The organism is Achromobacter sp. ACM02, assembly GCF_014851605.1.
Taxonomy (GTDB): Bacteria; Pseudomonadota; Gammaproteobacteria; order Burkholderiales; family Burkholderiaceae_B; genus Achromobacter; species Achromobacter aegrifaciens.
The window spans coordinates 196,437-220,628 of record NZ_JACUZY010000006.1 but is presented as its reverse complement, the minus strand read 5'-3'; the positions used below and the strand labels follow the sequence as shown (position 1 = coordinate 220,628).

The window sequence follows — 24,192 nt, the reverse complement described above, 5'->3', positions numbered from 1 at the left end:
TCGCCCCGCGCCGCCGGCAAGCGGAGATTGTTGCATGGAACAATGCAAATGGGCAGAAATAGAGACGGATGGGAAATTAATTAGATCGTTTCACGATACTAATTCGCGCCAGGGCCGGCAGGCAGCCCCGGCCGCTCAGCCCAGCGCCAGGCGCAGCTGCTCGTCCAGATGCAGCGTGGGCGCGATGCGCCAGCCGCTCTGCGCGTAACGCAGCCAGCGGCCCAGCACCAGATGCGTCAGCAGGCTGGCGTGCGCCGCGACATTGGCCTGCGGCGGCAGGCCGCCATCGGTGACCGCGATGCGCAGCGATTGCTTCAACGACGCCTCGATGCGGTCGTTGATGTGGTTGATGCGTTCCTGCAGGCGGTTGTCTTCCGTGACTAGCGCATCGCCGGTCAGCACGCGCGTCATGCCCTTGTTGCGTTCCGAGAAGGTCAGCAGCATGGAGACGGTCTGGTGGGCCTGGGTCAGGCCTTCGGGCTCGGCGATGGCGATCTGGTTCACCAGCGTGAAGATGCTGGTTTCGATGAATTCGATCAGCCCTTCGAACATCTGCGCCTTGCTGGCGAAGTGCCGGTACAACGCGGCTTCAGAGACTTCCAGGCGCGCGGCGAGGGCCGCCGTGGTGATGCGGGAGGCGTGCGGCTGCTCCAGCATCTCGGCCAGGGTTTGCAGAATCTGGGTCTTGCGCTCGCCGGGTTTGCTCGCCATGGAAGGGTCTGCTCTCGCGCAGGCTTGACGGTGAAGGGGAGGGGAGGAGCGCGCCGCTATCCCCGCAAGGGGCGTCGGCGTAACAGCAAATCACTGACGGAGTTTACCCGCAAGTCGACATAGGCCGGCCGCTGCGAGCGGCCGCGGGCGAACGGCGTGCCGGGGTGATACACGTGCACCGTGCGCAGCCCTGCCCGGCGCGCGCCGCGCAGATTGGCCAAGGTGTCTTCCACCAGCACCGCGTTGCGCGCGTGCACGCCTTCGCGGGCCAGCACGTGGCGCAGCAGGGTGGGCGAAGGCTTGGGCCGGAACTCGCCGTGCAGCCGCATGTGCTCGATGGCCCAGAGGCTGTCGAACTGGCGCAGGATGCCCAGGCGCGCGAGCACCGCACGCGCATAGTGCAGCGGCGCGTTGGTCAGCAGCACCTTGCGGCCCGGCAGTCGGCTCAGCTTGTAGGCCAGCGCCTTTTCCGCGCGCACCAGCGGGCCGACGTCGAAGTCGTGGCTGCGGTGCAGGAAATCATGGGGGTCCACGCCGTGATGGCGCACCATGCCTATCATGGTGGCGCCGTAGCGTTTCCAGTACTGCGAGCGCAGGTGGTTGGCAGTGTCGATGTCGACGTTCAGCGCCTCGACCACGGCCATGGTCATGCCGTGGTCGATCTTCGGGAAGATGGCGTGCGAGGTGTCATGGAGCGTGTTGTCCAGGTCGAACAGCCACAGGCGTTCGGAATCGCCCGTGGCCGCGCGGCGCGAGCGGCGCACGCGCACCGCCGGCCGCAACAGGTAACGCTGTGCCCGCATCAGTGCGAGCTGATCATCGTGCCCACGCCCTGGTCGGTCAGGATTTCCAGCAGCAGGCAGTGCGGCACGCGGCCGTCGACGATGTGCACGGAGTTCACGCCGTTCTTGGCGGCGTCCAGCGCGGACGAGATCTTGGGCAGCATGCCGCCGGAGATCGTGCCGTCGGCGAAAAGTTCGTCGATGGTCTGGGCCGACAGGCTGCGCAAGAGCTTGCCGCCCTTGTCCAGCACCCCCGGGGTGTTGGTCAGCATCAGCAGCTTTTCAGCGCCCAGCACTTCCGCCATCTTGCCGGCGACGACGTCGGCGTTGATGTTGTAGGCCGTGCCGTCCTCGCCATAGCCGATGGGCGAGATGACGGGGATGAACTGGTCGTCCTGCAGCGCCTTGACCACGGCCGGCTCGACCATGGTGATGTCGCCGACGAAACCGATGTCGATGGGTTCGGACGGATTGTCCTTGTTGGCCATCAGCTTCTTCTGGGCCTGGATCAGTCCGCCGTCCTTGCCGGTCAGGCCCACGGCCTTGCCGCCGACCTCGTTGATCATCATGACGATGTCCTGCTGGACCTGGCCGCCCAGCACCCATTCGACCACTTCCATGGTCTCGGCGTCGGTGACGCGCATGCCCTGGATGAAGGTGCCTTGCTTGCCGATGCGGCGCAGCGCGTCGTCGATCTGCGGACCGCCGCCGTGCACCACCACCGGATTCAGACCCACCAGCTTCAGCAGCACGACGTCATGCGCGAAGCTGCGCTGCAGACGCTCTTCCGTCATGGCGTTGCCGCCGTACTTGACCACGATGGTCTTGCCGTGAAATCGTCGGATATACGGCAGTGCTTCAGACAGCACAGCGGCTTTGACAGCAGGAGACGAAACGGCAGCAGGGTCGGGGGTGTCGGTCATGGCAGCTAAGTCGGCAAATATACGTATGAGTGGTTAGAAAAAATGCCTGCACAAAAACGCGTTCGTGACGCGGTAGCGCAAGCATACGACGGATTGTAGTACCCACAGGTTTCTTATGCTTTAAACCCATGTTCATATGCCCGACAAATAACCGGCATTCAGGTAAATTGGGGGCGATTTCGCAACGGCCGGCCCCGCAAAAGGGGGCCGGGCCACACCGGCAGGGGCATCGGCCCCGATTTTTTACCCATAAAAGAGGCAACACATGCGTTTGAACTTTGTCCGGTCCGCTCTGGCGGCGTCGGTGTTCCTGGTGGCGGCGAACGCCGCCCATGCCGAAAAAGTGGTGGTGGGCGCGACCCAGGTCCCCCATGCCGAGATCCTGGAAGTGGTGAAGCCGCAACTGGCCAAGGAAGGCGTGGAGCTCGACATCAAGGTGTTCAGCGACTACGTGCAGCCCAACCTGCAACTGGCGGATAAGCAGCTGGATGCCAACTTCTTCCAGCACAAGCCCTATCTGGATTCCTTCAACAAGGACCGCAAGGCCACGCTGGTGCCGGTGGCGCTGGTGCACGTCGAGCCCTTCGGCGGCTATTCCAAGAAGATCAAGAGCCTGTCCGAGCTCAAGGACGGCGCGACCGTCGCGATCCCGAACGATCCCTCCAACGGCGGCCGCGCGCTGGTGCTGCTGCAGAAGCAGGGCGTGATCAAGCTGAAGGATCCGTCCAACATCCTGGCGACGGCCGCGGACGTGGTCGAGAACCCCAAGAAGCTGAAGTTCCGCGAACTGGAAGCCGCCATGCTGCCGCGCTCGCTGGACGACGTGGACCTGGCGCTGATCAACACCAACTACGCGCTGGAGGCCGGCCTGGTCCCGACCAAGGACGCCCTCTTCATCGAAGGCTCGGATTCGCCCTACGCCAACATCCTGGTGACCCGCGCGGACAACAAGGACGCGCCCGGCATCAAGAAGCTGGTGCAGGCCCTGCACACGCCCGAGGTGAAGAAGTTCATCCAGGACAAGTACAAGGGCGCCGTGGTTCCGGCGTTCTGATTCCGGCCCGCCGTGGCCTGATCTGGAAACCGCCCATCGGGCGGTTTTTCTTTTGGGCGCCGTCGCGAAGGGGCCGGTTGCCGGGCGAAAAAAAACCGCCCAGTCGGGGCGGTCCTTTGTGGGGCTGCGGCGCTCAGCCCGCCGCCAGGGCCTTTTCCACGGTGGCATGGAATTCCGCCACGTCGTATTCGCCCAGGTAGCGCTTGATGATGCGGCCTTGCTTGTCGATCAGGAAGGCCGTGGGCGTGAGGCGGATGTCGCCGAAGGCCCGGGCAATGTCGCCCTTGGTGTCCAGGGCCACCGGGAAGGGCAGCTTGCGCGTTTCGGCGAAGTTCAGCACGAAGTTGGGCGGGTCGTAGTTCATGGCGACCGCAACCGCCTGGTAGCCCTTGGCGGCGTACTCGTTGTAGGCCGAGATCGTTTCCGGCATCTGCTTCACACAGGTCACGCAGCTGGTGGCCCAGAACTTGACCAGCACGACCTTGCCGCGCAAGTCCTGCATCGAGAAGGTCTTGCCTTCCAGCGTGGTGAAGGTGACGTCGGGCGCGGTCTGGGCGGGGCGCATGACGAACCAGGCGCCGATGCCGACCGCCACCAGGACGGCCAACGCGATGATGGCTTTCTTCATTTGATGGGCATGGCCTCTACGCCGCTGCTGGTGCCGGCCGCGTTATCGCTGCTTGCGCCGGCGCCGCTTTCGATGGGCGCTTTGGTTTCCGTGGAAGTGTTGGACTTGGAACCGGTATTCGACAGCCGGATGGCTTCCTCGCGGCTGATCGTCTCGAACAGTTTAACCACCTTGGCCACGCCGCCGACGTCGGCGGTGGCGTTGGCGGCATATTCGCCTTCGGCCTGCGTCACCTTGCCCATCAGGTAGACCACGCTGTGGTCGGTGGTGACCGCGATGGTGCCGGACGGCACGTACTTGGTGTTGAGCAGGGCGGTCTTGACCTTGGAGGTCAGCCAGGTGTCGTTGGAGCGCGTGCCGAACGAGGCGATGGGGCCGACGTTCAACTGGTTGATGACCTGTTTGACGTTTTCCACGCCCTGGGCGATGGCGGTGGCCTGGTTCTTGGCTTCTTCGGTGGGCACGTCACCGGTCAGCAGCAGGTGGCCGCCGTAGGCCATGGCATTGACGCGGGCGGTGTCGCCCAGCTTCTGCGAGATCTGGCTCTGCGCCTTGAACGCCATGTTCTGGTCTTCGAGCTGGATGCCGGAGGTGCGGCGGTCCGTCACGACGACCGCGGTGGTGGCGGCCGCGCCGCCCACGATCAGGGGCGCGCAGGCCGACAGCGAGAGCGCGGCGGTGGAGAGCGCCGCGGCGAGCATCAACGGGCGGACTGCGGTACGGACGTCAGAAATCATTCGGTGTCTCCAAGCAGAAGAGCGTCAATGCCGTCGCACAGCGCGTGCAGCAGCAGAATATGGACTTCCTGGATGCGCATCGTGCGATCGCTGGGAACACATAGATGGACGTCCATCGGCGTAATGAGTTCCCCCATCACGCCACCGCCCTTGCCCGTCAGGGCAAGCACGTGCATTTCGCGGGCGCTGGCGGCTTCCATGGCGCGCACCACGTTGGGGGAATTGCCGCTGGTGGATATGGCTACCAGCACGTCGCCGGCCTGGCCGAAGGCGTTGACCTGGCGTTCGAAGATCTCGTCGAAGCCGTAATCGTTGCCCACCGCGGTGAGGATCGAGGTGTCGGTGTTGAGGGCGATGCCGGCCAGGGGCAGGCGTTCGCGTTCGAAGCGGCCCACCAGTTCGGCGATGAAATGTTGCGCATCGGCGGCCGAGCCGCCATTGCCGCAAGCCAGAATCTTGCCGTTGTTTGCCAGGGCGCCGAACAGCACGTCCACCGCCACTGCCAGCGGCTCGGCCAGGACGTTCATGCTTTGTTCGCACGCAGCCATGGCGTCGCGAAAGTGCGACGTCATACGAGAGGTCATATCCATGGGCGCGATTATCTCACGGGGCCGAGGCGTGGTTCTGTCCAGGCGTAACGACTGTTAGGCAGGTCGTTACCGGGGGAGGGGCGGACTTCAGGCCTGCCAGAATGCGCCGCGCAGCCACTGGGGATCGCCGGCGTCGAAGACGACCGCGTCAAAGCGCGCCGCCGGCAGTCTGCCGCGCCAGTGGCGCCGGGCCAGCTCCGGCAGCCAGTGGGCCGCGGCGCGGGACAGCCGGGCCTGCTTGTCCGGCCCGATGCTGGCCGCGGCGCCACCGTAGCGGCTGGGCCCACGCGATCGGACCTCGACGAACACCAGCGTGTCGCCGTCGCGCATGGCCAGGTCGATCTCGCCGGCGCGGGTCTGCAGATTGCGCGCCAGCAGGACCAGGCCGCGCGACTGCAGCAGGCGCAAGGCGGCGTCCTCGTGGTGGTCGCCCTTGCGTTGGGCGGGCGAGCGCCGTGGCGGCGGACGATCCGCGGGCGCTGCGCGGGTGGAACGGCGCCGGCGCCTGGCGGCGCGGCGGCGGGCCGCCAGGGCCAGTTCGCAGGCCAGTCGCAAGGTGTCGTCCGTCATGGGTGCTCCGGAAGTGGCGGGCATAGGCGGCTACACTGACATGGTTTCCCGTGTCTGTAGGCTGCAATGAATCAAAATGTCTCACCTCCCCCTGCCGGAGATGCCTGGTCCCGCGTTTCTGAACGCGTGGCGGGGCAGCATTGGCCTGCCTCGACGCTGTATGTCGTGGCCACGCCGATCGGCAACCTGGGCGACCTGGGGCTGCGCGCCTGGCACGCTTTGCAGCGGGCCGACGTGATCGCCGCCGAAGACACGCGCGCCAGCCGCGCCTTGCTGGACGCCTGGGGCGTGGGCACGCCGCTCATGGCCGCCCACCGCCACAATGAAGCCGCCGCGGCCCAGGCCATCTGCGAACGGTTGGCCCAGGGCCAGCGCGTGGCGCTGGTATCGGACGCCGGTGCACCCGCCGTCAGCGATCCGGGCGCACGCATCGTGCGTGCCGTGCGTGAAGCCGGCTTCGGCGTGGTGCCTGTGCCCGGTCCCAGCGCGGTCATCGCCGCGCTGATGGGTAGCGGCGTCACCACCGACGAAAACCCGGGCTATGCCTTTGCCGGATTTCCGCCGCCCAAGGCGGCAGCGCGCCAGCGCTGGCTGCGCACCTGGTGCGCCTTGCCCGCGCCGGTCGTCATGTTCGAATCGCCGCATCGGCTCGCGGCTACGCTGGCCGACCTGCTGGAAGTGTGCGGTCCGGACCGGCTCCTGACCGTGGCGCGCGAACTGACCAAGCGCTTCGAAGAGATCGCGACCTTCCCGATGGGCGAGGGCGCAGCCTGGCTGGCCGCGGATACGCACCGCGAGCAGGGTGAATTCGTGCTGATCGCGCACGCGCCCGCTGAACAGGAAGCGGATGAAGAAGCCGATCCGCGCACCGATGCGCTGCTGGACGCCTTGCTGGAGTCGCTGTCGCTGCGCGATGCCGCGCGCGTGGCCGCCAAGGTTTCCGGCCTGCCGCGGGACGTGCTGTACAACCGGGCGCTGGCCCGCAAGAAATCGGCGGAGTAAGACATGGTGTATTCGACTATCGTGTCCAACAAGCCCGCGGATCCCGACGAACGCCTGGTCTATCGCGACATTCCTACGCCGCTGGGCGACATGCGCCTGGTCGCCAGTCCCAAGGGCCTGCGCGGCGCCTGGTTCACCGACCAGGAACTGCTGCCCGCGGCGGATGGCTGGATTCTCACGGACTCGGATCCCATCCTGGAGCAGGCGCGCCGCGAACTGGAAGAATGGTTCGCGGGCCAGCGCCGCGTCTTCGACGTGGCGCTGGACCCCGTCGGCACCACTTTCCAGCACCAGGTCTGGCATGCCCTGTGCGATCTGGAGTTCGGGGTGCTGGCCAGCTACGGCGATCTGGCGCGCACCGTGGGGCGGCCCAAGGGCGCGCAGGCGGTCGGCGGCGCCGTCGGGCGCAATCCGATCAGCATCATCATTCCCTGCCATCGTGTGATCGGGGCCGACACCTCGCTGACCGGCTTCGGCGGCGGCCTGCCGCGCAAGCAGGCCTTGCTGGCGCATGAAGGCAATCGCTACCGCAGCCGCAGCGCTAGCGCGCGCCGCGTGTGCGACGGGCAGGCCGAACTGCCTTGGTAGGCGGGCAGCCTCGATAGGTCTTGAGGCTTGCTACTGCGAGGCGATGCTGGGCAGGATGCCGATGCGGTCCGACACGATCTGCACGGCGTCCAAGGCGCTCTGCCGGTCGGGGTAGGGGCCGATCTTGACCCGATAGAGGTTATTTGACTGCTCGACCGACGCGGGCGGCGCGCCTGCGGCGCCCAGCTGCGTGTTGATGCGGCTGACCAGCGATTGCGCGTTGGCCGGCTGGCTGAACGCGCCCACTTGCAGGTAGACGCTGCCGATGCCGCCTGCGGCCGGCTGGCGCACCGGCGCTGAACCGGGTGCGGGCCCGGGCAGGGGTTCAGCCGCCAGCGCCACCGGCACGGCGGCGATGGGCGCGGCCACGGGCGAGGAGCCCGTCGCCGATGCGGGTTCGGGCGCGGCCGTGGCGGGCGCGCCTTGCGAGGCCAGCCGCCGGATCTCGTCCTGGGGGATGGCTTCCACGATCACCTGGCCGCTGCCGGGGCCGATGATGCCCAGCTTGTACGCCGCGACATAGGACAGGTCCATGATGCGGTCGCTGTGGAACGGGCCGCGGTCGTTCACCCGCACGATGATGGTCTTGCCGTTGACCATGCTGGTGACGCGGGCGTAGCTGGGCAGCGGCAGCGTGGTGTGGGCGGCCGTCATGGCGTACATGTCGTAGGACTCGCCGATGGACGTGGAATTGCCGTGGAACTTCTTGCCATACCACGAGGCGGTGCCGCGCTTTTTGTAGGGCTGGCCGCTGGTATCCGGCACGTAGCGCTGGCCGAACACCACATACGGCCGGTTCGCGCCGCTGGCGTAGGGTTCGATCCTGGGCACCGCGTCGGGCACCTGGTCCAGGTTCGAGGGCGGATTCGCGTCCGGCCCGTCGTCCTTGTAATACCCGCCGCCCTTCTTGCGTCCGCCGGTGGAAGAACAGCCAGCCACGGCAATGGCCAGCAGCAGCATCACGAACAGGCGGGTCGGGCGGGACAGGGTCATGCGGATTCGTCAGGCAGTTGGGTGCGATGGCGCACCAGCAGCGGGTCGTGGTCGGCAAAGCGCAGCGCCAGCTGTTCGACCACATAGACCGAACGGTGCTGGCCGCCGGTGCAGCCGATGGCGACCGTGAGGTAATTGCGGGTGTCTTGCGTGTATTGCGGCAGCCAGCGGTTCAGGAAACCGGCGATGTCGTCGATCATCTGCCCCACCAGGTCAAAGCCCGCCAGCCAGGCGGCCACGGGCTCGTCGCGGCCGGTCAGCGGCCGCAGGTCGCGGTCGTAGTAGGGATTGGGCAGGCAGCGCACGTCGAACACCAGGTCCGCGTCGCGCGGCACGCCGCGCTTGTAGGCAAAGGATTCGAAGGTCAGCACCAGCGGCGCGCGGTCGGCCTTGATCAGGTCGCGGATCCAGACTCGCAACTGGCCCGGCGTCAGGTCCGAGGTGTCGATGACGTGTTCCTGCTCGCGCAGCGGCGCGAGCAGTTCGCGTTCCAGGGCGATGCACTCGGACAGCGTCGGGGTCTTGCCGCCATGCTGCAGACGGTCGGTCAGCGGGTGGCGGCGGCGCGATTCGGAATAGCGCTGCACCAGCGTTTCCGTGCTGGCGTCCAGGAAGACCACGCGCAGGCTGGTGCCCATGGCGCGCAGCGCGGTGACTACGTCGGGCAATTCGGCCAGTTCGCCGGGGGAGCGGACGTCGATGGCGACGGCTACGCGCTCCATGCCGTCATCCCGGGCGTTGGCGATGAACTCGGTCAGGAACCGCACCGGCAGGTTGTCGACGCAGGTATAGCTTGCGTCCTCAAGCATGCGCAGGGCGACGGACTTGCCTGAGCCTGAGATGCCGGTGACGAGGACGACTTTCAACATGGACATGATTGTGGCACGCTTTTCGAGGACGATGCCGGCGGGATGACATCTGATATGGCCGTAAACTGCCAATCTGCGCCTGTACCGCTTTGGTCCCCCTGGCGTAAGCTGGGGGCCGGATACTCGACAGATTCACATACGCGCCCCGCCGTCATGCGTTTCGGGGGAATGGAATTCGACCTAGATGTTAGCCTTCATTTCCTTTCGTAGTGTTTCACTGCCGCGTTTTTGGGCAATTTCCCTATTTGGGGTGGCTGCCGCCTTCCTCGCAGCGCCCGCGCCGGCCCAGCCCGCGCCCCAGGAAATCCTGCGTCCGGACACCATGGACGCCCGGGTTGCCGCCTGTACGGCCTGTCATGGCGCGCAGGGCAAGGCCGGCGCCGATGGCTACTATCCGCGCCTGGCCGGCAAGCCGCAGGAGTACCTGTACCACCAGTTGCTCAATTTCCGCGACGACCGGCGTCAGTACCGGCCCATGACGCACCTGCTGACCGGGCTGCCCGACGACTACCTGCGCGAGATCGCCGCGTATTTCTCTTCGCAGCATGTGCCGTATCCGGCGCCGACCCGCGCCGATGTCTCCGCCGCCACCCTGGAGGCCGGGCGCAAGCTGGCCCTGGATGGCGACGCGGCGCGCGGCCTGCCCGCCTGTGCTGCCTGTCACGGCGCCGCCCTGGGCGGCGTGCTGCCCGCCATTCCCGGCTTGCTTGGGCTGCCGCGCGACTACATCGGTTCGCAGATCGGCAGCTGGAAGAACGGCCTGCGCCGCGCGGCCGAGCCGGACTGCATGGCCGACATCTCCAACAAACTCACTCCCCAGGACATCGGCGCGCTGGCCGCGTGGCTGTCCTCGCAACCCGTCGTGGAACCCTACGCGCCAGAGGCCGCGGATTCGATACGCCTGCCCGCGGAATGCGGCAGCCAGGCGCAACGGTAAGGGAGAGGCCGGATGTCGATCATGAAGAAAGTCCTGTCCCTCCTGTTGCTGCTCGCGGTCGTCGCCCTCGGCGGCCTCTACTGGTTCGGTACGCGCGACGACGCCAGCACCGGTCCCGCCGCGGCCGCGGCCGATACCGCGACGCTGGTGGAGCGCGGCCGCTACCTTGCGCTTGCCGGCAATTGCATGGCCTGCCACACCAGCCGCGGCGGCAAGGCGCTGGCGGGCGGCACGCCCATCCCCACGCCGTTCGGCACGGTCTACGGCCCGAACCTCACGCCCGACGAAAAAACCGGCATAGGCGCGTGGACCGCGGATGATTTCTGGCAGGCGCTGCACAACGGCAAATCGCGCGACGGCACGCTGCTGTATCCCGCTTTCCCCTACACCGAATACACGCGCGTGACGCGCGCCGATTCCGACGCGTTGTACGCCTATCTGCGTACCGTGGCGCCCGTGGACCAGCCCAACCGGCCGCCCGAGATGGAATTCCCCTATGACCAGCGGGCGCTGCTGGCCGCCTGGCGCGCGCTGTACTTCAAGCCGGGCGTGCAGGAGGCCGACGCGGGGCAATCGGTGCAGTGGAACCGCGGCCGCTATCTGGTCGAAGGGCTGGGGCATTGCGCCGCCTGCCATACGCCGCGCAATAGCCTGGGGGCGTTGCGTTCGGCCGACCCGTTGGCCGGCGGTGTGATTCCGGTGCTGGATTGGTACGCTCCGCCGCTCACCAACGACATGGAAACCGGCATGGGCAGATGGTCCGCCGAAGACATTGCAGCCTTGCTCAAGACTGGCATTTCGAAGCATTCCAGCGCCAGCGGGCCCATGGCCGAAGTGGTGCTGGGCAGCACACAGCACCTGACCGACGCTGACGCGCTGGCCATCGGCGTCTACATCAAATCCCTGCCCGCCACGGCGGCCTCAACGGAACGCACGCGGACGGCTGTCGCGCCGGCGGCCATGGAGCTGGGCGGCAAGATCTACCGCCAGCAATGTGTCCAATGCCATCAATCCGCGGGCGAAGGCAGCGGCACGGCGTGGCCCGCGCTGGCCGGCAATCCGACCGTGACGGCGCCGTCGCCCGTCAACGCGATCCGCATGGTGCTGGATGGCGGCTACGCGCCGGCCACGGCGGCGAATCCGCGGCCGCACGGCATGCCGCCCTTCGGACAACTGCTCAACGACGGCGACATCGCGATGCTGGTGACGTACATCCGCAATAGCTGGGGCAATGAGGCGGGCGGTGTGACACCGCTGGAAGTCAAGCGGGCGCGCGCCGCATCGACGCTGAACTGACGCGGAATCAGCGCGCTTTGACGGCCTGTGCGCAGGCCTCGCGCGCCAACTCCCCCAGCACGCGGATGGCGGCCTGCGTAGCGGCGTCCCAAGGATGCCCGTAGTTCAGGCGCAGCGCGCTGCCGAACTGGCCGCTGGCCGAAAAGATCGGTCCCGGCGCCACGCTGATGCCGCGCGCCAGCGCCTGGCGATGCAGCGTCAGCGCATCCACCGCGGCCGGCAGTTCCAGCCACAGGAAGAACCCGCCTTGCGGACGCGTCACGCGCGTACCGGCCGGGAATTCCTGGGCGATCGCCTCGGCCATGCGCTGCTGCTGTGTCTGCAGCGTTTCGCGCAGGCGGCGCAGGTGGCGGTCATAGCCGCCCTGTTCCAGGTATTCGGCGATGGCGCCCTGGGCGGGGCCGGACGCCGATAGCGTCGACGACAGTTTCAGGCGCTGCACGCGTTGCGTGTAGCGGCCGGCCGAGGTCCAGCCGATGCGGTAGCCCGGCGCCAGGCACTTCGAAAACGACGAGCAATGCAGCACCAGCCCCTGGGTGTCATAGGCCTTGGCGGGTACCGGGCGCACCGATCCGAAATACAGCTCGCCGTATACATCGTCTTCGATCAACGGAATGTCGTGGCGTGCAAGCAGCTGGACCAGTTGCCGCTTTTTCTCATCGGGCATCAGGCTGCCCAGCGGGTTCTGGAATTGCGTCATCAGCCAGCAGGCGCGCGGCGCATGACGCTCGATGGCGGCCTGCATCGCGTCCAGGTCGATGCCGGTGCGCGGATGCGTCGGTATTTCCAGCGCCTTCAGTCCATGGCGCTCAAGCGCCTGCAAGGCGCCATAGAACGTGGGGGCCTCGACCATGACCGTGTCGCCGGGCTGCGTGACCGCCTGCAGGCAGAGATTCAGCGCTTCCAGCGCGCCGTTGGTGACGACGATGTCGCTGGCCGGCACGTTGATGCCGCCGATCAGGTAGCGCAGCGCGATCTGGCGGCGCAGGCCGGGATTGCCCGGCGCCAGGTCTTCCACCGTGTCCAGCGGATCCTGGCGCTTGAGGTGCACGGCCATGGCCTGGGCCAGCCGCGGCAGCGGAAACAGCAGCGGGGAAGGGAAGGCGGAGCCCAGCGGCGTCACGTCGCGGTTGCGCACCGAGCCGAGGATGTCGAAGATGCGTTCGCTGATCGCGAGCTCCGTCGACTCTCCGTCCGGACTGGAGGCGCCGGGTTCGGGCGGCAGGGATGCGGCAGGGGCGTTGACGTAATAGCCGGAGCGCGGCTGCGCCCGGATCAGGCCGCGCGCTTCCAGCAGATAGTAGGCCTGGAACACCGTCGACGGACTGAGGCCGCGCGCCGCGCACGCGTCCCGCACGGAGGGCAGCTTGTCGCCCGCGCGCAATACGCCGTCGCGGATCGACTTGGCGATCTCGGCGGCCAGAGTTTCATACAGGCTCAAGGTGCCGCCGGCCGATGTGCGCCTACTTGCTGCTTTGCAGGATCGCCATGGCCTGGCGTTCCATGAATTCGCCCAGCGTGTCGATGCCGCGCAGCTTCAGGATGGTGTTGCGCACGGCGGCCTCGACCAGCACCGCCAGGTTGCGGCCCGCGGCCACTTGCAGCATGACCTTGCGCACCGGCAGGCCCAGCATGTCCTGCGTGATGTCCTGCAGCGGCAGGCGCTCGAACTTGTCCTGTGCGGTGGCGCGCACCAGGTGCACGATGAGCTTGAGGCGCATCTTGCGGCGCACGGAGGTCTCGCCGAAGATGGTGCGGATGTCGAGCAAGCCCAGGCCGCGCACTTCCAGCAGGTTCTGCAGCAGCTGCGGACAGTGGCCTTCGATCATGTTGGGGGCCGTGCGCGAGAACTCCACGGCATCGTCGGCCACCAGGCCGTGTCCGCGCGAGATCAGTTCCAGCGCCAGTTCGCTCTTGCCCAGACCGGATTCGCCGGTGATCAGCACGCCCAGCCCCAGCACGTCCAGGAACACGCCGTGCACGGTGGTGGTGGGCGCCAGCTTCTTGCCCAGGTAGATGCGCAGCAGGTCAATCAACTGCGCCGCCGCCACCGGCGTGGAGAGCAGCGGCACCTGATGCTGGTCGCACTGGTCGATGAGGTCTTGCGGCGGGGTCAGGCCGTCGGCCAGCAGGATGGCGGGCACGCCGCCGATCAGCAGCTCGTCCATGTGATGCATGCGGCGGCGCAGGTCGAAGCGGGTGTAGTACGCCAGCTCTTCCTGTCCGAACACCTGGATGCGGGACGGATGGATCAGGTTCAAGTGGCCGACGAGGTCCGCGGCCGACATGCCGTCGTCGGGAATTGCGCGGTCCGCGGCGCCTTGGCCGGAAATCCAGTTAAAGGGGATTTTGTCGGCGTTGTCGTCGACGAGTTCCTGCACCGTGAGCATGGCTGCGCTTCCGCGTGGAGTTCAGAGTTGGCCGGTCGTGAGCATCTTGTGGACGACAGCGGGATCGGGCTCTGTGGCCAGGGCCTCGCGCAAGGCCTTGTTCGACATGAGCTGCGCCAGTTCGGCCAGGATGTCCAGGTGCTGCTGCGTGGCCGTTTCCGGCACCAGCAGGCAAAGCAGCATCGACACGGGCTGCCCGTCAGGCGCATCGAAAGTGATGGGCTGGGCCAGGCGGATGAAGGCCGCCAGGGCCTGTTCCAGGCCCTTCACCCGGCCATGCGGCACCGCCACGCCCTGCCCGAGCGCGGTGGAGCCCAGGCGTTCCCGGGCGAACAGGCTGTCGAAGACGAGCGCGCGCGCCAGGCCATGGTTGTTTTCAAAGAGAAGGCCGGCCTGTTCGAACGCACGTTTCTTGCTCGTTGCGAGCATATCGAGCACGACGTTGCCGGCGGGTAGGATGCGCGACAAATGATTCATCGGGTCATTATATGGTTATATGACGCACTGCAATAATCGGCCTCTGAGATGCGTCCTCGGCTCGGTCGCATCATGGGGCGGCAAGAGCGACAGCATAGACCGATAGCGGCGGATTGTGGGCATTCTTGCTCCCGGCGGCGGGGTTGGCCCTGGGGAAAGCGTCGGAAACCTGGAAAAACGGAATCGCCGGCGGAACCGGGAATAGGGGACAAATAAGGGGGGGTACTGCGGGAGGTACTACAAGGAGGGGAAGTTTGCCGATGCCCCAGCTGGACGTTGCGTCTAGCGGGACACCGGGACTCAGGCAGGATTTCTAGAATCGCTGTTTAGCTAGTCTCGCAGTGCGAGTGCTCATGAAGCGCGTTACTGCTGGGGTGGCGTTAGATTTGCCGCTTGCCGCTTCACGGACTCCGCCGTGTGACTTCGTACCTTGTCCTTGTGCTTGATGACCTGACGGTCGACTTTGTCAGCAAGAAGGTCTATGGCTGCATAGAGGTTTTCATCGGTTGCTTCACAATGAATGTCCTTACCGCTTAGACGCATGGTGATTTCGGCTCTATGCCGCAGGGGCTCTACCGAGAGCATGACCTGGGTATCGATGACGTGATCGAAATGCCGCAGCACTCGCGCCAGTTTGTTCATGACATATTCCCGGATGGCCGGGGTGACGTCGAGGTGACGACCGCAGATGCTCAGGTTCATAGTGTGCTCTCCTTCTAAAAGAGGAAAAAAGGGTGCGCAAAAAGCGCGGCTGATTCGTTAGGCGTTCTCCTTGATTGAGCGGGTTCGTTTAGTACTAGTGTATAGACTCGGGCCGATAAAACAAGCTGACCTAGCGCAAGTTCATGGCATTTTTATGGCTGAGGCCCCAGGGTGCATGCGGCTTTGCGCAGGCGGCGCCTAGGGGTCTTCCCCAGGGCCGCATTACATGCGGAAATGCTCTCCCAGATAGACCCGGCGCACGGCGGGATCGCCCACGATTTCATCGGGATGGCCGTCGGTCAGAACCTTGCCTTCGCTGATGATGTAGGCGCGGTCGCAGATGCCCAGGGTTTCGCGCACGTTGTGGTCGGTGATCAGCACGCCGATGCCGCGGCCCTTCAGGAAGCGCACGATACGCTGAATCTCGATCACGGCGATGGGGTCCACGCCGGCGAAGGGCTCGTCCAGCAGGATGAAGCGCGGGCTGGTGGCCAGCGCGCGCGCGATTTCAACGCGGCGGCGTTCGCCGCCCGACAGGGAGATCGCGGCGTTGCTGCGGATGTGGCCGATCTGCAGTTCTTCCAGCAGCGATTCCATCTGCTCGTTGATCTTGGGCGTGGACAGCGGACGTCCATCCGGCCCCAATTGCAGTTCCAGCACGGCGCGGATGTTCTGTTCCACCGTCAGGCGGCGGAACACGGAAGCATCCTGGGGCAGGTACGACAGGCCCATGTGCGCGCGCTTGTGGATCGGCATCGAAGTGATGACGGAACCGTCGATCTCGATGCGGCCCGCATCCGCGGGCACCAGGCCCACGATCATGTAGAAGCTGGTGGTTTTGCCAGCCCCGTTGGGGCCGAGCAGGCCCACCACTTCGCCGCTGACCACGGACAGGGATACGTCCTGCACCACGGTCCGGCCGTTATAGGTCTTGCGCAAACCAGTTGCGCGCAGGCTGCCCTGCTTGACGCCCGAGGGCGCGGAGGTTACCGGAGTCGGCACTGAAGGTTGGTTCATCGTGGCTGCGAGTGGTGTTGCATGGGAGGCGTTCAACGCCCCTTCTTGGCTGCCTGCTGCTTGCGGCATTCGGCGATGGCTGCGTCCGACTTGGCGCGCGGTTCAGCCACCGAACGGACCCGGCCGCCAGCCGCGGCGGAGTTGGGGCCGCCATGGGCTTCGTAGGTGCCGGTCTTCTCGTTGTAGCGTACCCGCTCGCCGCGAATGGTATCGAACGGTTTCCCACAGACGTAGCGGATCACGACCGCCTGGCCGATCAGGTCGAAGGTGCTCTTGGTGCCGTCGTATTCGGCGCGCAGGCCGGTGCCTTCGATGAGCTCGAAGGTTTCCGGGCGTTCCTGGCGGATGGTCACGATCTTGCCCTTGTTGGCGGTGGCCGTGCCGTACTGGTTGCCTTGCGCGTCTTCGTTCATTTCCAGCACGTCGGACGTCAGGGTCATGAGGCCGCGCGTCATGTTGACGTTGCCGGTGAAGACGCTCTTCTTCTTCACGTCGTCGTAGTGCAGGGTGTCCGACAGGATCAGCGTGCTGGGCTCTTCCGCCGGCGTCGCTGCCTTGGGCGCCGGATCCGCGGCATGGGCCGGGGCCAGTGCCGAGGCCGTCAGCAGGATGGCGCCGAGCAAGCGGGTCGTCGGGGCAAGGAGAATCCGGAGGTCGGTCATGGTTTTTTCTGGTCAGTGTTGTTGGCGGGAATTTCGGTCCGGCGTTGCTGCCTGCCTTCGGAACCGGCAATTTCCACATCGGTCGATGCCGAAACCTGCAGTTGGCGCGTTTTGTTGTTGTAGTGCATGCCCGTGCCGTTCATGCGCGAACGGCCTTTGATGACTTCCGCCGGCAGGTCGGTGTAGACCACGTCGTCGTCGGGCAGGATGATCAATTGCTGGCTGCGCACGTCCAGCAGGTCGTTATTGGCGTCCGGCTGGCGGCGCACGTGGGCGTCGCCGTTCATGACGATGCGCTTGCCGCCTTGCTCCATCACGGCGGTCTTGGAGACGGCCACGGTAATGGGGTTGTCCTCGCGCTGGCCCACGGCGCGCGGCGAGGTCACATGGTAGGAATCGTCATCCGGAAAATGTTCGGCGTAGTCGCCTTCCAGCCGGTTGATGGGCTTGCCGTTCGGGTCGGTGCGCAGCATGACGAAGTCGCGCGACCAGGCGTCCATTTCGTGGGTGACGCGGCGCGGCGGATCCGTCTGGATGGCCCGCTGCGCGTAATCCGCCGCCCACCAAGAGCTGGCGACCAGCACCAGCAGCAGGAACAGCGCGATCAGGGAGGGAAAACGTTCTTTCATCGGGTCTGCCGCAAGGGCGTATGGGTTGTCCTGGCGGTCATTGGATGGCGCCCGGGCCAAGCAGGCCAGGCGCCGCCAGGAAGGCGCCCAGGCGTCCCTGGGCCGCCAGCAGCAGGTCGCAGCATTCGCGCACGGCGCCGTTGCCGCCGGTGTGCGTGGAGACCCAGTGGGCGGCTTGGCTGACGTAGCCCGGCGCGTTCGGCACGCTGGCGGCGAAGCCGGCGCGCTGCAGGGCCGGCAGGTCGATGACGTCATCGCCCATGTAGCCGGTCTGGTTCAGTTGGACACCGCTGCGCTGCGCGAGTTCGGCCAGGGCGCCGCCTTTGTCCCGTACGCCCTGGATGACCTCGGCGATACCCAGCTCGGCGGCGCGGCGCGCCACGATGGGGCCGGAGCGCCCGGTCATCAGCGCAACCTTCAGGCCGCCTTCCATCAGCAGGCGCAGTCCGTGGCCGTCCAGCGCGTTGAAGCGCTTCTGGAGTTCGCCGTTGTCGCCGTAATAGAGGCTGCCGTCGGTCAGCACGCCGTCCACGTCGAACACCATCAGGCGCACTGCGGCGGCGCGTTCGCGCACGCCGGCGGGGATGCGGGCCAGGACCAGCGCTTCGGCCGGATGCGTCACGGGTACAGAAAGAGTCATAGTCATACCACTTTGGCGGCCATCAGATCATGCATGTGCAGGGCGCCGAGCAGAACGCCGTCGCTGTCCAGCACGAGCATGTGGTTGAGCCGTAGTTTGTCCATTTGCTGGGCCGCCTCGACGGCCAGCGCGTCGGGAGTGATGCTGCGGGGCGAGCGCGTCATGCCGGATTCGACGGTCAGGCTGCGGATGTCGCCCTGCCGGGCGATCAGGCGGCGCAGGTCGCCGTCGGTGAAGATGCCTAGGGGGCGACGCTGCGCGTCGGTTACGACGGTCATGCCCATGCCCTTGGCGGACATGACTTCCAGCGCCTGGGATACCGGGGTGCCGGCCATGACGATGGGCAGGGCGTCGCCCTGGCGCATGACGTCGCGCACATGGGTCAGCAGGCGGCGGCCGAGCGCGCCGCCCGGGTGCGAACGGGCGAAATCCTGCGGGCCGAAGCCGCGGGCCTCCAGGCAGGCGACGGCCAGGGCATCGCCCAGGGCCAGCGCAGCGGTGGTGCTGGCCGTGGGCGCCAGATTCAGCGGGCAGGCTTCCTGCGCCACGCTGGCGTCCAGGTGGATGTCGGCCAGCCGGGCCAGTTCGGACTGCGGATTGCCGGTGATGGCGACCAGCTTGGCGCCCATGCGGCGGGCGACAGGCAGGATCGTCAGCAGTTCCTGACCGGAGCCGGAATAGGAAATCGCGATGAGGACGTCATCCTGGGTGATCATGCCCAGATCGCCGTGGACGGCCTCGGCGGCGTGCACGAAAAAGGCCGGCGTGCCGGTCGAGGCGAGGGTCGCCGCGATCTTGCGGGCCACGTGGCCGGTCTTGCCGATGCCGCTGACGACCACCCGGCCGCGGCAGGCCAGCAGCATCGCGACGGTCTGCGTGAAGCTGTCATCCAGCCGGGCGGACAGGTCCATCAGGCCCTGGCATTCGATCTGCAGCGTTCTGCGCGCAGATGCCAGCGCGGTCTCGGACGATGTTGTGGGATGGTCAGTCATACGTGGATTTTAATATCAGTATGCGGGTTTGCCCCCGGAAAGGGCGTATGGCATGCTGGCGGGTCATTTCAACGGCTTTCCAACTTTTTTCCAGGCCCGCTCCATGTCCAGCATTTCCAGCCCCGTCCTTGGCACGCCTTTGTCCCCCTTGGCCACCCGCGTCATGCTGCTCGGGTCCGGCGAATTGGGCAAAGAGGTCATCATTGCCCTGCAGCGGCTGGGCGTGGAAGTCATTGCCGTGGATCGGTATGCCGACGCCCCGGGCCACCAGGTGGCGCACCGGGCGCATGTGGTCTCGATGACGGACCCGCAGGCCCTGCGCAAGGTCATCGAACAGGAACGGCCCCACGTTATTGTCCCCGAAATCGAAGCCATTGCCACCAATTTGCTGGTGGAGCTGGAAGAGGCGGGCGTGGCCCGGGTGACGCCGACCGCGCGCGCGGCCCAGTTGACCATGAACCGCGAGGGCATCCGCCGGCTGGCGGCTGAAACCCTGGGGCTACCGACCTCGCCGTACCGATTTGTCGACACCGAAGAAGAACTGCGCGCGGCCATCGACGGCGGCATCGGCTATCCCTGCGTCATCAAGCCGGTCATGTCCTCCTCGGGCAAGGGCCAATCCGTCATCAAGAGCGCTGACGACGTCGAATCCGCCTGGCGCTACGCCCAGGAGGGCGGCCGGGTGGGCGGCGGGCGCGCCATTGTCGAGGGCTTCATCCGCTTCGACTACGAAATCACCCTGCTGACCGTGCGCGCCCGCGGCGCCGACGGCCAGGTCGAGACCCGCTACTGCGAACCCATCGGCCACAAGCAGGTCGACGGCGATTACGTGGAAAGCTGGCAGCCGCACCCGATGTCTCCCGCCGCGCTGCAACGTTCGCGGGACATCGCACTGGCGGTCACCTCCAACCTGGGAGGCCTGGGCATCTTCGGCGTGGAGCTGTTCGTGGCGGGCGACCAGGTCTGGTTCTCGGAAGTCAGCCCGCGTCCCCACGACACCGGCATGGTCACCATGATCACCCAGGTCCAGAACGAATTCGAACTCCACGCCCGGGCGTTCCTGGGACTGCCGGTGGATACCAGCCTGCGCCAGCCCGGCGCCAGCAGCGTCATCTACGGCGGGGTCGAGGCCGCGGCGGTCTCGTTCCACAACGTGGCCGAAGCGCTGGCCGAACCCGGCACCGACCTCCGTCTCTTCGGCAAGCCCGAATCCTTCGTCAAGCGCCGCATGGGCGTGGGCCTGGCCGTGGCCGAGGACGTGGCGGCGGCTCGCGCCAAGGCCAAGCGGGTGTCGGCGGCGGTGTCCGTCAAGGCCGGCTAACGCTTCTTTTTCCCCTTTTCCAGCGGCCACCAGCTCACCGGCTGGTGGCCGCTTGCGCTTGTCCGCGGCTTTTGCCAAACCCGCGGAAGCCGTCTGTCACTGCCGCGACATCATGTCTTGCGATCATCCCCCTGCCGCCGGTGTGGTTTGCGCTTTCGCATGGATTGTTTGATAATTTCGGAAATTCCAGAATTTTCTGAAATCGGTGTAACTGTTTTTATCGGCCAGGGCGACGCGTCCTGGCCTTGCCGGCGTAGCGCAACCCATGGCCCTGTCTCCCCAAAACGAACGATTCGTCCTGCATTTCGGCGAAATGGGCAGCCGGTGGGGCGTGAACCGCACGGTCGGCCAGATCTACGCCCTCCTGTTCCTGTCGCCCAAGCCGCTGAACGCCGATGACATTGCCGAAACCCTCGGCTTCTCGCGCTCCAACGTCAGCCATGGGCTGAAGGAGCTGCAGTCCTGGCGGCTGGTCAAGCTCATGCATCAGGTCGGCGACCGCCGCGACTACTTCGAAACTCCCAAGGACGTCTGGGAGATCTTCCGCATCCTGATGGAAGAAAAGCGCAAGCGCGAAATCGATCCCACGCTGACCCTGCTGCGGGACACCTTGCTGGAACCCCCGTCGGGTCCGGATGAGGCATACGCGCAACAACGCATGAACGACATGCTGGAGCTCATCGAACTGTCCACCGGATGGTTCGATGAGGTTCAACGACTGCCGCCAGAAACCCTGCAGAACCTGATGAAGCTCGGTTCGAAAGTGCAGAAGGTGCTGGGTTTCGCCGGCAAATTGCGGGGCAAGGGCTAAGCCTGATCCGCCCCGATTTTTCAGGAAACCTCTATGAAGTTGTATGCAACGCCCGTAACATGGCGCGAGAGACGGCCTGGGAACCATGCCGGTTGCCGCGGCACCTCAACTGCTTGGGAGCGACCCAATGATTGATCTCGACGTCGTAAATCTGTCGCGATTCCAGTTTGCCGCGACCGCGCTCTACCACTTCCTCTTCGTCCCCCTCACGCTAGGCCTGTCGTTCATCCTGGCCATCATGGAAAGCGTGTACGTCATGACCGGCCGCGCCATCTGGAAGCGGATGACGATGTTCTGGGGCACGCTCTTCGGCATCAACTTCGCATTGGGCGTCGCCACCGGCGTCGTGATGGAGTTCCAGTTCGGCATGAACTGGTCCTACTACAGCCATTACGTAGGCGACATCTTCGGCGCGCCGCTGGCGCTCGAAGGGCTGATGGCCTTCTTCCTGGAAGCGACCTTCGTCGGCCTGTTCTTCTTCGGCTGGAACCGCATGTCCAAGGTCAGCCACCTGATCGTGACCTGGCTGGTGGCGTTCGGCACCAATTTTTCGGCGCTGTGGATCCTGATCGCCAACGGCTGGATGCAGAATCCGGTCGGTTCGATCTTCAATCCCGACACCATGCGCATGGAGATGACCGACTTCGCCGCGGTGATCTTCAACCCCGTGGCGCAGGCCAAGTTCGTGCACACGGTCAGCGCAGGCTACGTCGCGGGCGCCATGTTCGTCATGTCGATCAGCGCCTGGTACCTCCTGAAGGGCCGCCACATCGACCTGGCCAAGCGCTCGATGGCGGTCGCCGCCAGCTTCGGTCTGGCCTCGGCGCTGTCGGTCGTGGTGCTGGGAGACGAAAGTGGCTACCTCACCACCGAACACCAGAAGATGAAGATCGCGGCCATCGAGTCCATGTGGCACACCGAGCCGGCCCCCGCGTCCTTCAACCTGATCGCCATCCCCAACCAGGCCGAGCGCAAGAACGACTTCGCCATCGAGATTCCCTACGTCATGGGCATCATCGGCACGCGTTCGCTCACCACGCCGCTGCTGGGCATCGACGACCTGATCCGCCGCGCCGAAAACCGCATCCGCGATGGCATGGTGGCCTATGACGCCTTGCAGAAGATCCGCGCCAATCCCAAGGACGTGGACGCGCGCATGGTGTTTGACAAGACCTGGCCCGACCTGGGCTATGCGCTGCTGGTCAAGCGCTATCAGCCCGACATGAGCAAGGTCACCGAAGACGACATCAAAAAGGCCGCCGTCGATACCGTGCCCAACGTGGCGCCGCTGTTCTGGGCGTTCCGCATCATGGTAGCGGTGGGCATGTACCTGATCCTGTTCTTCGGCGTGGCCTTCTGGCTGGCCTCGCGCGGGCGGCTGGACAGCCGGCGCGGTCTGCTCAAGGTGGCGTTGTGGAGCCTGCCGCTGCCCTGGGTCGCCATCGAAAGCGGTTGGTTCGTTGCCGAATACGGCCGCCAGCCCTGGGTGATCGAAGGCGTGCTGCCGACCTACTACGCGGCTTCCGGCCTGACCATCGTCGACCTGGCGATCAGCCTGACGATATTCCTGGTGCTGTACACGGTGCTGCTGATCATCGGCGTGAAGGTGATGCTGCACGCCGTGAGGAAGGGACCGAAATCCGATGGGCCGGCGCCCGGCGCTGCCGCCGCCGATCCTGTGCACGCTGCCGTGCGGGCCTGAAGGAGAGACAGCGATGGATACTCTTATTCCTTTCGACTACGGCACGCTGCGCGTGGTCTGGTGGGTGCTGCTGGGCGCGTTGCTCATCGGCTTCGCCGTCATGGACGGCTTTGACCTGGGCGTGGCCGCGCTGCTGCCGGTGGTAGCCAAGACCGACGCCGAGCGCCGGGTGGTGATCAACGTGGTGGGACCGGTCTGGGAAGGCAACCAGGTCTGGCTCATCACCGCGGGCGGCGCCATTTTCGCGGCATGGCCCTTGCTGTACGCCGCGTCGTTCTCCGGGTTCTATCTGGCGATGATGCTGGTGCTGATCGCGCTGATCCTGCGGCCGGTCGGCTTCAAGTACCGCAGCAAGATGGAAGGCACCAGCTGGCGCAACCGCTGGGACGGCGTGCTCTGTTTCTCGGGCGTGGTGGCTTCGCTGGTGTTCGGCGTGGCCATGGGCAACATCATCCTGGGCGTGCCGTTCACGTTCGATCCGGTGACCTTGCGTCCGATCTATGAAGGCCACTTCTACCAATTGTTCATGCCGTTCGCGTTGTTGGCCGGCGTGCTCAGCGTGGTGATGCTGGCCATGCACGGCGCCGTGTTGCTGGCCTGGCGCACGGAAGACCCGATCTCGTCGCGCGCCCGCAACTGGGGCAGGCTGTGCGCCTTGCTGACCGCGGCGCTGTTCGCGGCGGGCGGCTTCTGGGTGGCAAGCGGCTTGCCTGGCCACGTGATCACCAGCGCGGTGGACATGGCCGGTCCGTCGGACCCGATGCTCAAGGCCGTGACGGTGCAAAACGGCGCCTGGATGGCCAACTACGCGAAATGGCCGCTGATGTGGATCGCGCCCGCGCTGGGCGTGGGCGGCGCCGTCCTGGTGGCGCTGCTGCTTAGCGTGCGCGCCAACGTGCTGGCGTTCCTGGCGTCGTCGGTGTCGATCGCTGGCGTGATCCTGACGGTGGGCTTTTCGCTCTTCCCGTTCATCATGCCCTCGTCGACCAAGCCGCAGGCCGGCCTGACCATTTGGGACGGATCCTCCAGCCACTTGACGCTATGGATCATGGTGATCGCGGTCGCCATCTTCCTGCCCATCGTGACCGTCTACACCGCCTGGGTCTACCGCGTCATGCGCGGCAAGGTCACCCATGAGTCGGTCGGCGACACGCCCAACTCATACTGAT

At 65.9% G+C, this 24,192-nt stretch carries 27 protein-coding genes; 9 read left to right on the top strand and 18 right to left on the bottom strand.

The annotated features are described in order from the left end of the window. Positions 1 to 135 precede the first annotated feature (135 nt). From slmA to argB, 3 genes are read right to left on the bottom strand one after another with little or no spacing between them, the layout of a single operon-like run. Complete coding sequence (slmA, locus tag IB258_RS20285) at positions 136 to 711, bottom strand: nucleoid occlusion factor SlmA (protein ID WP_192353115.1); 576 nt, start codon at positions 709 to 711, stop codon at positions 136 to 138. Positions 712 to 767: 56 nt separating this feature from the next. Beyond that, complete coding sequence (locus IB258_RS20280; RefSeq protein ID WP_192353114.1) at positions 768 to 1,514, bottom strand: pyrimidine 5'-nucleotidase; 747 nt, start codon at positions 1,512 to 1,514, stop codon at positions 768 to 770. Then, positions 1,514 to 2,416, bottom strand: a complete 903-nt coding sequence (gene argB / locus IB258_RS20275; RefSeq protein WP_013396740.1) for an acetylglutamate kinase — start codon at positions 2,414 to 2,416, stop codon at positions 1,514 to 1,516. The genes IB258_RS20280 and argB overlap by 1 nt, the downstream gene beginning before the upstream one ends. A 265-nt stretch (positions 2,417 to 2,681) precedes the next feature. On the opposite strand from argB, the gene IB258_RS20270 reads away from it, so the two are divergent. Continuing rightward, positions 2,682 to 3,470, top strand: a complete 789-nt coding sequence (locus IB258_RS20270) for a MetQ/NlpA family ABC transporter substrate-binding protein (protein ID WP_054457776.1) — start codon at positions 2,682 to 2,684, stop codon at positions 3,468 to 3,470. Positions 3,471 to 3,603: 133 nt separating this feature from the next. On the opposite strand, the gene IB258_RS20265 is transcribed toward IB258_RS20270, so the two are convergent. The 4 genes from IB258_RS20265 to IB258_RS20250 form a co-directional block, all read right to left on the bottom strand. Then, positions 3,604 to 4,098, bottom strand: a complete 495-nt coding sequence (locus tag IB258_RS20265; RefSeq protein WP_054457775.1) for a peroxiredoxin — start codon at positions 4,096 to 4,098, stop codon at positions 3,604 to 3,606. After that, positions 4,095 to 4,835, bottom strand: coding sequence for a BON domain-containing protein (locus IB258_RS20260; protein ID WP_119450186.1), 741 nt, complete (start codon positions 4,833 to 4,835; stop codon positions 4,095 to 4,097). The genes IB258_RS20265 and IB258_RS20260 overlap by 4 nt, the downstream gene beginning before the upstream one ends. Further along, complete coding sequence (locus IB258_RS20255) at positions 4,832 to 5,425, bottom strand: phosphoheptose isomerase (RefSeq protein ID WP_054457773.1); 594 nt, start codon at positions 5,423 to 5,425, stop codon at positions 4,832 to 4,834. Before IB258_RS20255 ends, IB258_RS20260 begins: the two co-directional genes overlap by 4 nt. Before the next feature lie 87 nt (positions 5,426 to 5,512). Beyond that, entirely contained in the window at positions 5,513 to 5,995 is a 483-nt protein-coding gene (locus IB258_RS20250; protein ID WP_175213029.1) for a YraN family protein, read from the bottom strand. A 66-nt stretch (positions 5,996 to 6,061) separates the two neighbouring features. Here IB258_RS20250 and rsmI point away from each other — a divergent pair, with 66 nt between their 5' ends. Both rsmI and IB258_RS20240 read left to right on the top strand, forming a co-directional pair. Beyond that, complete coding sequence (gene rsmI / locus IB258_RS20245; RefSeq protein WP_054457771.1) at positions 6,062 to 6,997, top strand: 16S rRNA (cytidine(1402)-2'-O)-methyltransferase; 936 nt, start codon at positions 6,062 to 6,064, stop codon at positions 6,995 to 6,997. A 3-nt stretch (positions 6,998 to 7,000) separates the two neighbouring features. After that, complete coding sequence (locus tag IB258_RS20240) at positions 7,001 to 7,585, top strand: methylated-DNA--[protein]-cysteine S-methyltransferase (RefSeq protein ID WP_175182291.1); 585 nt, start codon at positions 7,001 to 7,003, stop codon at positions 7,583 to 7,585. A 30-nt stretch (positions 7,586 to 7,615) separates the two neighbouring features. On the opposite strand, the gene IB258_RS20235 is transcribed toward IB258_RS20240, so the two are convergent. Both IB258_RS20235 and rapZ read right to left on the bottom strand, forming a co-directional pair. Continuing rightward, on the bottom strand, positions 7,616 to 8,578 hold the full coding sequence (locus tag IB258_RS20235; protein ID WP_054457769.1) for a septal ring lytic transglycosylase RlpA family protein: 963 nt from the start codon (positions 8,576 to 8,578) through the stop codon (positions 7,616 to 7,618). After that, positions 8,575 to 9,447 (bottom strand): RNase adapter RapZ, encoded by an 873-nt coding sequence (gene rapZ / locus IB258_RS20230; RefSeq protein WP_054457793.1) that lies wholly within the window; start codon positions 9,445 to 9,447, stop codon positions 8,575 to 8,577. Before rapZ ends, IB258_RS20235 begins: the two co-directional genes overlap by 4 nt. Before the next feature lie 184 nt (positions 9,448 to 9,631). On the opposite strand from rapZ, the gene IB258_RS20225 reads away from it, so the two are divergent. Together IB258_RS20225 and IB258_RS20220 are read left to right on the top strand one after the other, a co-directional pair. Further along, complete coding sequence (locus tag IB258_RS20225; RefSeq protein ID WP_192353113.1) at positions 9,632 to 10,384, top strand: c-type cytochrome; 753 nt, start codon at positions 9,632 to 9,634, stop codon at positions 10,382 to 10,384. Between the two features lie 12 nt (positions 10,385 to 10,396). Next, complete coding sequence (locus IB258_RS20220) at positions 10,397 to 11,680, top strand: cytochrome c (RefSeq protein ID WP_054457767.1); 1,284 nt, start codon at positions 10,397 to 10,399, stop codon at positions 11,678 to 11,680. A gap of 7 nt (positions 11,681 to 11,687) precedes the next feature. Here IB258_RS20220 and IB258_RS20215 read toward each other — a convergent pair whose 3' ends face one another. The 9 genes from IB258_RS20215 to IB258_RS20175 form a co-directional block, all read right to left on the bottom strand. Beyond that, the gene (locus tag IB258_RS20215) at positions 11,688 to 13,121 is read right to left on the bottom strand and encodes a PLP-dependent aminotransferase family protein (protein WP_192353112.1); all 1,434 of its coding nucleotides are present in this window, start codon (positions 13,119 to 13,121) and stop codon (positions 11,688 to 11,690) included. A 22-nt stretch (positions 13,122 to 13,143) separates the two neighbouring features. Further along, the gene (gene hprK / locus IB258_RS20210) at positions 13,144 to 14,070 is read right to left on the bottom strand and encodes an HPr(Ser) kinase/phosphatase (protein WP_013396727.1); all 927 of its coding nucleotides are present in this window, start codon (positions 14,068 to 14,070) and stop codon (positions 13,144 to 13,146) included. 21 nt (positions 14,071 to 14,091) lie between these two features. After that, complete coding sequence (locus IB258_RS20205) at positions 14,092 to 14,547, bottom strand: PTS sugar transporter subunit IIA (RefSeq protein ID WP_006389881.1); 456 nt, start codon at positions 14,545 to 14,547, stop codon at positions 14,092 to 14,094. A 363-nt stretch (positions 14,548 to 14,910) separates the two neighbouring features. Beyond that, entirely contained in the window at positions 14,911 to 15,249 is a 339-nt protein-coding gene (gene hpf / locus IB258_RS20200; RefSeq protein WP_013396726.1) for a ribosome hibernation-promoting factor, HPF/YfiA family, read from the bottom strand. Between the two features lie 222 nt (positions 15,250 to 15,471). Beyond that, on the bottom strand, positions 15,472 to 16,266 hold the full coding sequence (gene lptB / locus IB258_RS20195) for an LPS export ABC transporter ATP-binding protein (protein WP_054457765.1): 795 nt from the start codon (positions 16,264 to 16,266) through the stop codon (positions 15,472 to 15,474). A 32-nt stretch (positions 16,267 to 16,298) separates the two neighbouring features. After that, on the bottom strand, positions 16,299 to 16,928 hold the full coding sequence (gene lptA / locus IB258_RS20190) for a lipopolysaccharide transport periplasmic protein LptA (protein WP_054457764.1): 630 nt from the start codon (positions 16,926 to 16,928) through the stop codon (positions 16,299 to 16,301). Next, entirely contained in the window at positions 16,925 to 17,557 is a 633-nt protein-coding gene (gene lptC, locus IB258_RS20185; RefSeq protein ID WP_054457763.1) for an LPS export ABC transporter periplasmic protein LptC, read from the bottom strand. Before lptC ends, lptA begins: the two co-directional genes overlap by 4 nt. A 37-nt stretch (positions 17,558 to 17,594) precedes the next feature. After that, on the bottom strand, positions 17,595 to 18,203 hold the full coding sequence (locus IB258_RS20180) for an HAD family hydrolase (RefSeq protein WP_175163476.1): 609 nt from the start codon (positions 18,201 to 18,203) through the stop codon (positions 17,595 to 17,597). Continuing rightward, entirely contained in the window at positions 18,200 to 19,189 is a 990-nt protein-coding gene (locus tag IB258_RS20175; protein WP_054457761.1) for an SIS domain-containing protein, read from the bottom strand. Before IB258_RS20175 ends, IB258_RS20180 begins: the two co-directional genes overlap by 4 nt. A 103-nt stretch (positions 19,190 to 19,292) precedes the next feature. On the opposite strand from IB258_RS20175, the gene purT reads away from it, so the two are divergent. From purT to cydB, 4 genes are all read left to right on the top strand, one after another. Further along, entirely contained in the window at positions 19,293 to 20,510 is a 1,218-nt protein-coding gene (purT, locus tag IB258_RS20170) for a formate-dependent phosphoribosylglycinamide formyltransferase (protein ID WP_054457792.1), read from the top strand. Between the two features lie 265 nt (positions 20,511 to 20,775). Further along, on the top strand, positions 20,776 to 21,321 hold the full coding sequence (locus IB258_RS20165; RefSeq protein ID WP_192353111.1) for a GbsR/MarR family transcriptional regulator: 546 nt from the start codon (positions 20,776 to 20,778) through the stop codon (positions 21,319 to 21,321). Positions 21,322 to 21,448: 127 nt separating this feature from the next. Continuing rightward, positions 21,449 to 23,023 (top strand): cytochrome ubiquinol oxidase subunit I, encoded by a 1,575-nt coding sequence (locus IB258_RS20160; RefSeq protein WP_119450190.1) that lies wholly within the window; start codon positions 21,449 to 21,451, stop codon positions 23,021 to 23,023. Positions 23,024 to 23,036: 13 nt separating this feature from the next. Then, a complete protein-coding gene (cydB, locus tag IB258_RS20155; RefSeq protein WP_054457758.1) occupies positions 23,037 to 24,191 on the top strand; it encodes a cytochrome d ubiquinol oxidase subunit II in 1,155 nt (384 codons plus the stop codon). Position 24,192 lies beyond the last annotated feature (1 nt).

What these genes read in the sequence shown, in the direction of transcription:
- slmA (WP_192353115.1), bottom strand. Translation starts at nt 711, where the DNA reads ATGGCGAGCAAACCCGGCGAGCGCAAGACCCAGATTCTGCAAACCCTG.
- IB258_RS20280 (WP_192353114.1), bottom strand. Translation starts at nt 1,514, where the DNA reads ATGCGGGCACAGCGTTACCTGTTGCGGCCGGCGGTGCGCGTGCGCCGC.
- argB (WP_013396740.1), bottom strand. Translation starts at nt 2,416, where the DNA reads ATGACCGACACCCCCGACCCTGCTGCCGTTTCGTCTCCTGCTGTCAAA.
- IB258_RS20270 (WP_054457776.1), top strand. Translation starts at nt 2,682, where the DNA reads ATGCGTTTGAACTTTGTCCGGTCCGCTCTGGCGGCGTCGGTGTTCCTG.
- IB258_RS20265 (WP_054457775.1), bottom strand. Translation starts at nt 4,098, where the DNA reads ATGAAGAAAGCCATCATCGCGTTGGCCGTCCTGGTGGCGGTCGGCATC.
- IB258_RS20260 (WP_119450186.1), bottom strand. Translation starts at nt 4,835, where the DNA reads ATGATTTCTGACGTCCGTACCGCAGTCCGCCCGTTGATGCTCGCCGCG.
- IB258_RS20255 (WP_054457773.1), bottom strand. Translation starts at nt 5,425, where the DNA reads ATGGATATGACCTCTCGTATGACGTCGCACTTTCGCGACGCCATGGCT.
- IB258_RS20250 (WP_175213029.1), bottom strand. Translation starts at nt 5,995, where the DNA reads ATGACGGACGACACCTTGCGACTGGCCTGCGAACTGGCCCTGGCGGCC.
- rsmI (WP_054457771.1), top strand. Translation starts at nt 6,062, where the DNA reads ATGAATCAAAATGTCTCACCTCCCCCTGCCGGAGATGCCTGGTCCCGC.
- IB258_RS20240 (WP_175182291.1), top strand. Translation starts at nt 7,001, where the DNA reads ATGGTGTATTCGACTATCGTGTCCAACAAGCCCGCGGATCCCGACGAA.
- IB258_RS20235 (WP_054457769.1), bottom strand. Translation starts at nt 8,578, where the DNA reads ATGACCCTGTCCCGCCCGACCCGCCTGTTCGTGATGCTGCTGCTGGCC.
- rapZ (WP_054457793.1), bottom strand. Translation starts at nt 9,447, where the DNA reads ATGTTGAAAGTCGTCCTCGTCACCGGCATCTCAGGCTCAGGCAAGTCC.
- IB258_RS20225 (WP_192353113.1), top strand. Translation starts at nt 9,632, where the DNA reads ATGTTAGCCTTCATTTCCTTTCGTAGTGTTTCACTGCCGCGTTTTTGG.
- IB258_RS20220 (WP_054457767.1), top strand. Translation starts at nt 10,397, where the DNA reads ATGTCGATCATGAAGAAAGTCCTGTCCCTCCTGTTGCTGCTCGCGGTC.
- hprK (WP_013396727.1), bottom strand. Translation starts at nt 14,070, where the DNA reads ATGCTCACGGTGCAGGAACTCGTCGACGACAACGCCGACAAAATCCCC.
- IB258_RS20205 (WP_006389881.1), bottom strand. Translation starts at nt 14,547, where the DNA reads ATGAATCATTTGTCGCGCATCCTACCCGCCGGCAACGTCGTGCTCGAT.
- hpf (WP_013396726.1), bottom strand. Translation starts at nt 15,249, where the DNA reads ATGAACCTGAGCATCTGCGGTCGTCACCTCGACGTCACCCCGGCCATC.
- lptB (WP_054457765.1), bottom strand. Translation starts at nt 16,266, where the DNA reads ATGAACCAACCTTCAGTGCCGACTCCGGTAACCTCCGCGCCCTCGGGC.
- lptA (WP_054457764.1), bottom strand. Translation starts at nt 16,928, where the DNA reads ATGACCGACCTCCGGATTCTCCTTGCCCCGACGACCCGCTTGCTCGGC.
- lptC (WP_054457763.1), bottom strand. Translation starts at nt 17,557, where the DNA reads ATGAAAGAACGTTTTCCCTCCCTGATCGCGCTGTTCCTGCTGCTGGTG.
- IB258_RS20180 (WP_175163476.1), bottom strand. Translation starts at nt 18,203, where the DNA reads ATGACTATGACTCTTTCTGTACCCGTGACGCATCCGGCCGAAGCGCTG.
- IB258_RS20175 (WP_054457761.1), bottom strand. Translation starts at nt 19,189, where the DNA reads ATGACTGACCATCCCACAACATCGTCCGAGACCGCGCTGGCATCTGCG.
- purT (WP_054457792.1), top strand. Translation starts at nt 19,293, where the DNA reads ATGTCCAGCATTTCCAGCCCCGTCCTTGGCACGCCTTTGTCCCCCTTG.
- IB258_RS20165 (WP_192353111.1), top strand. Translation starts at nt 20,776, where the DNA reads ATGGCCCTGTCTCCCCAAAACGAACGATTCGTCCTGCATTTCGGCGAA.
- IB258_RS20160 (WP_119450190.1), top strand. Translation starts at nt 21,449, where the DNA reads ATGATTGATCTCGACGTCGTAAATCTGTCGCGATTCCAGTTTGCCGCG.
- cydB (WP_054457758.1), top strand. Translation starts at nt 23,037, where the DNA reads ATGGATACTCTTATTCCTTTCGACTACGGCACGCTGCGCGTGGTCTGG.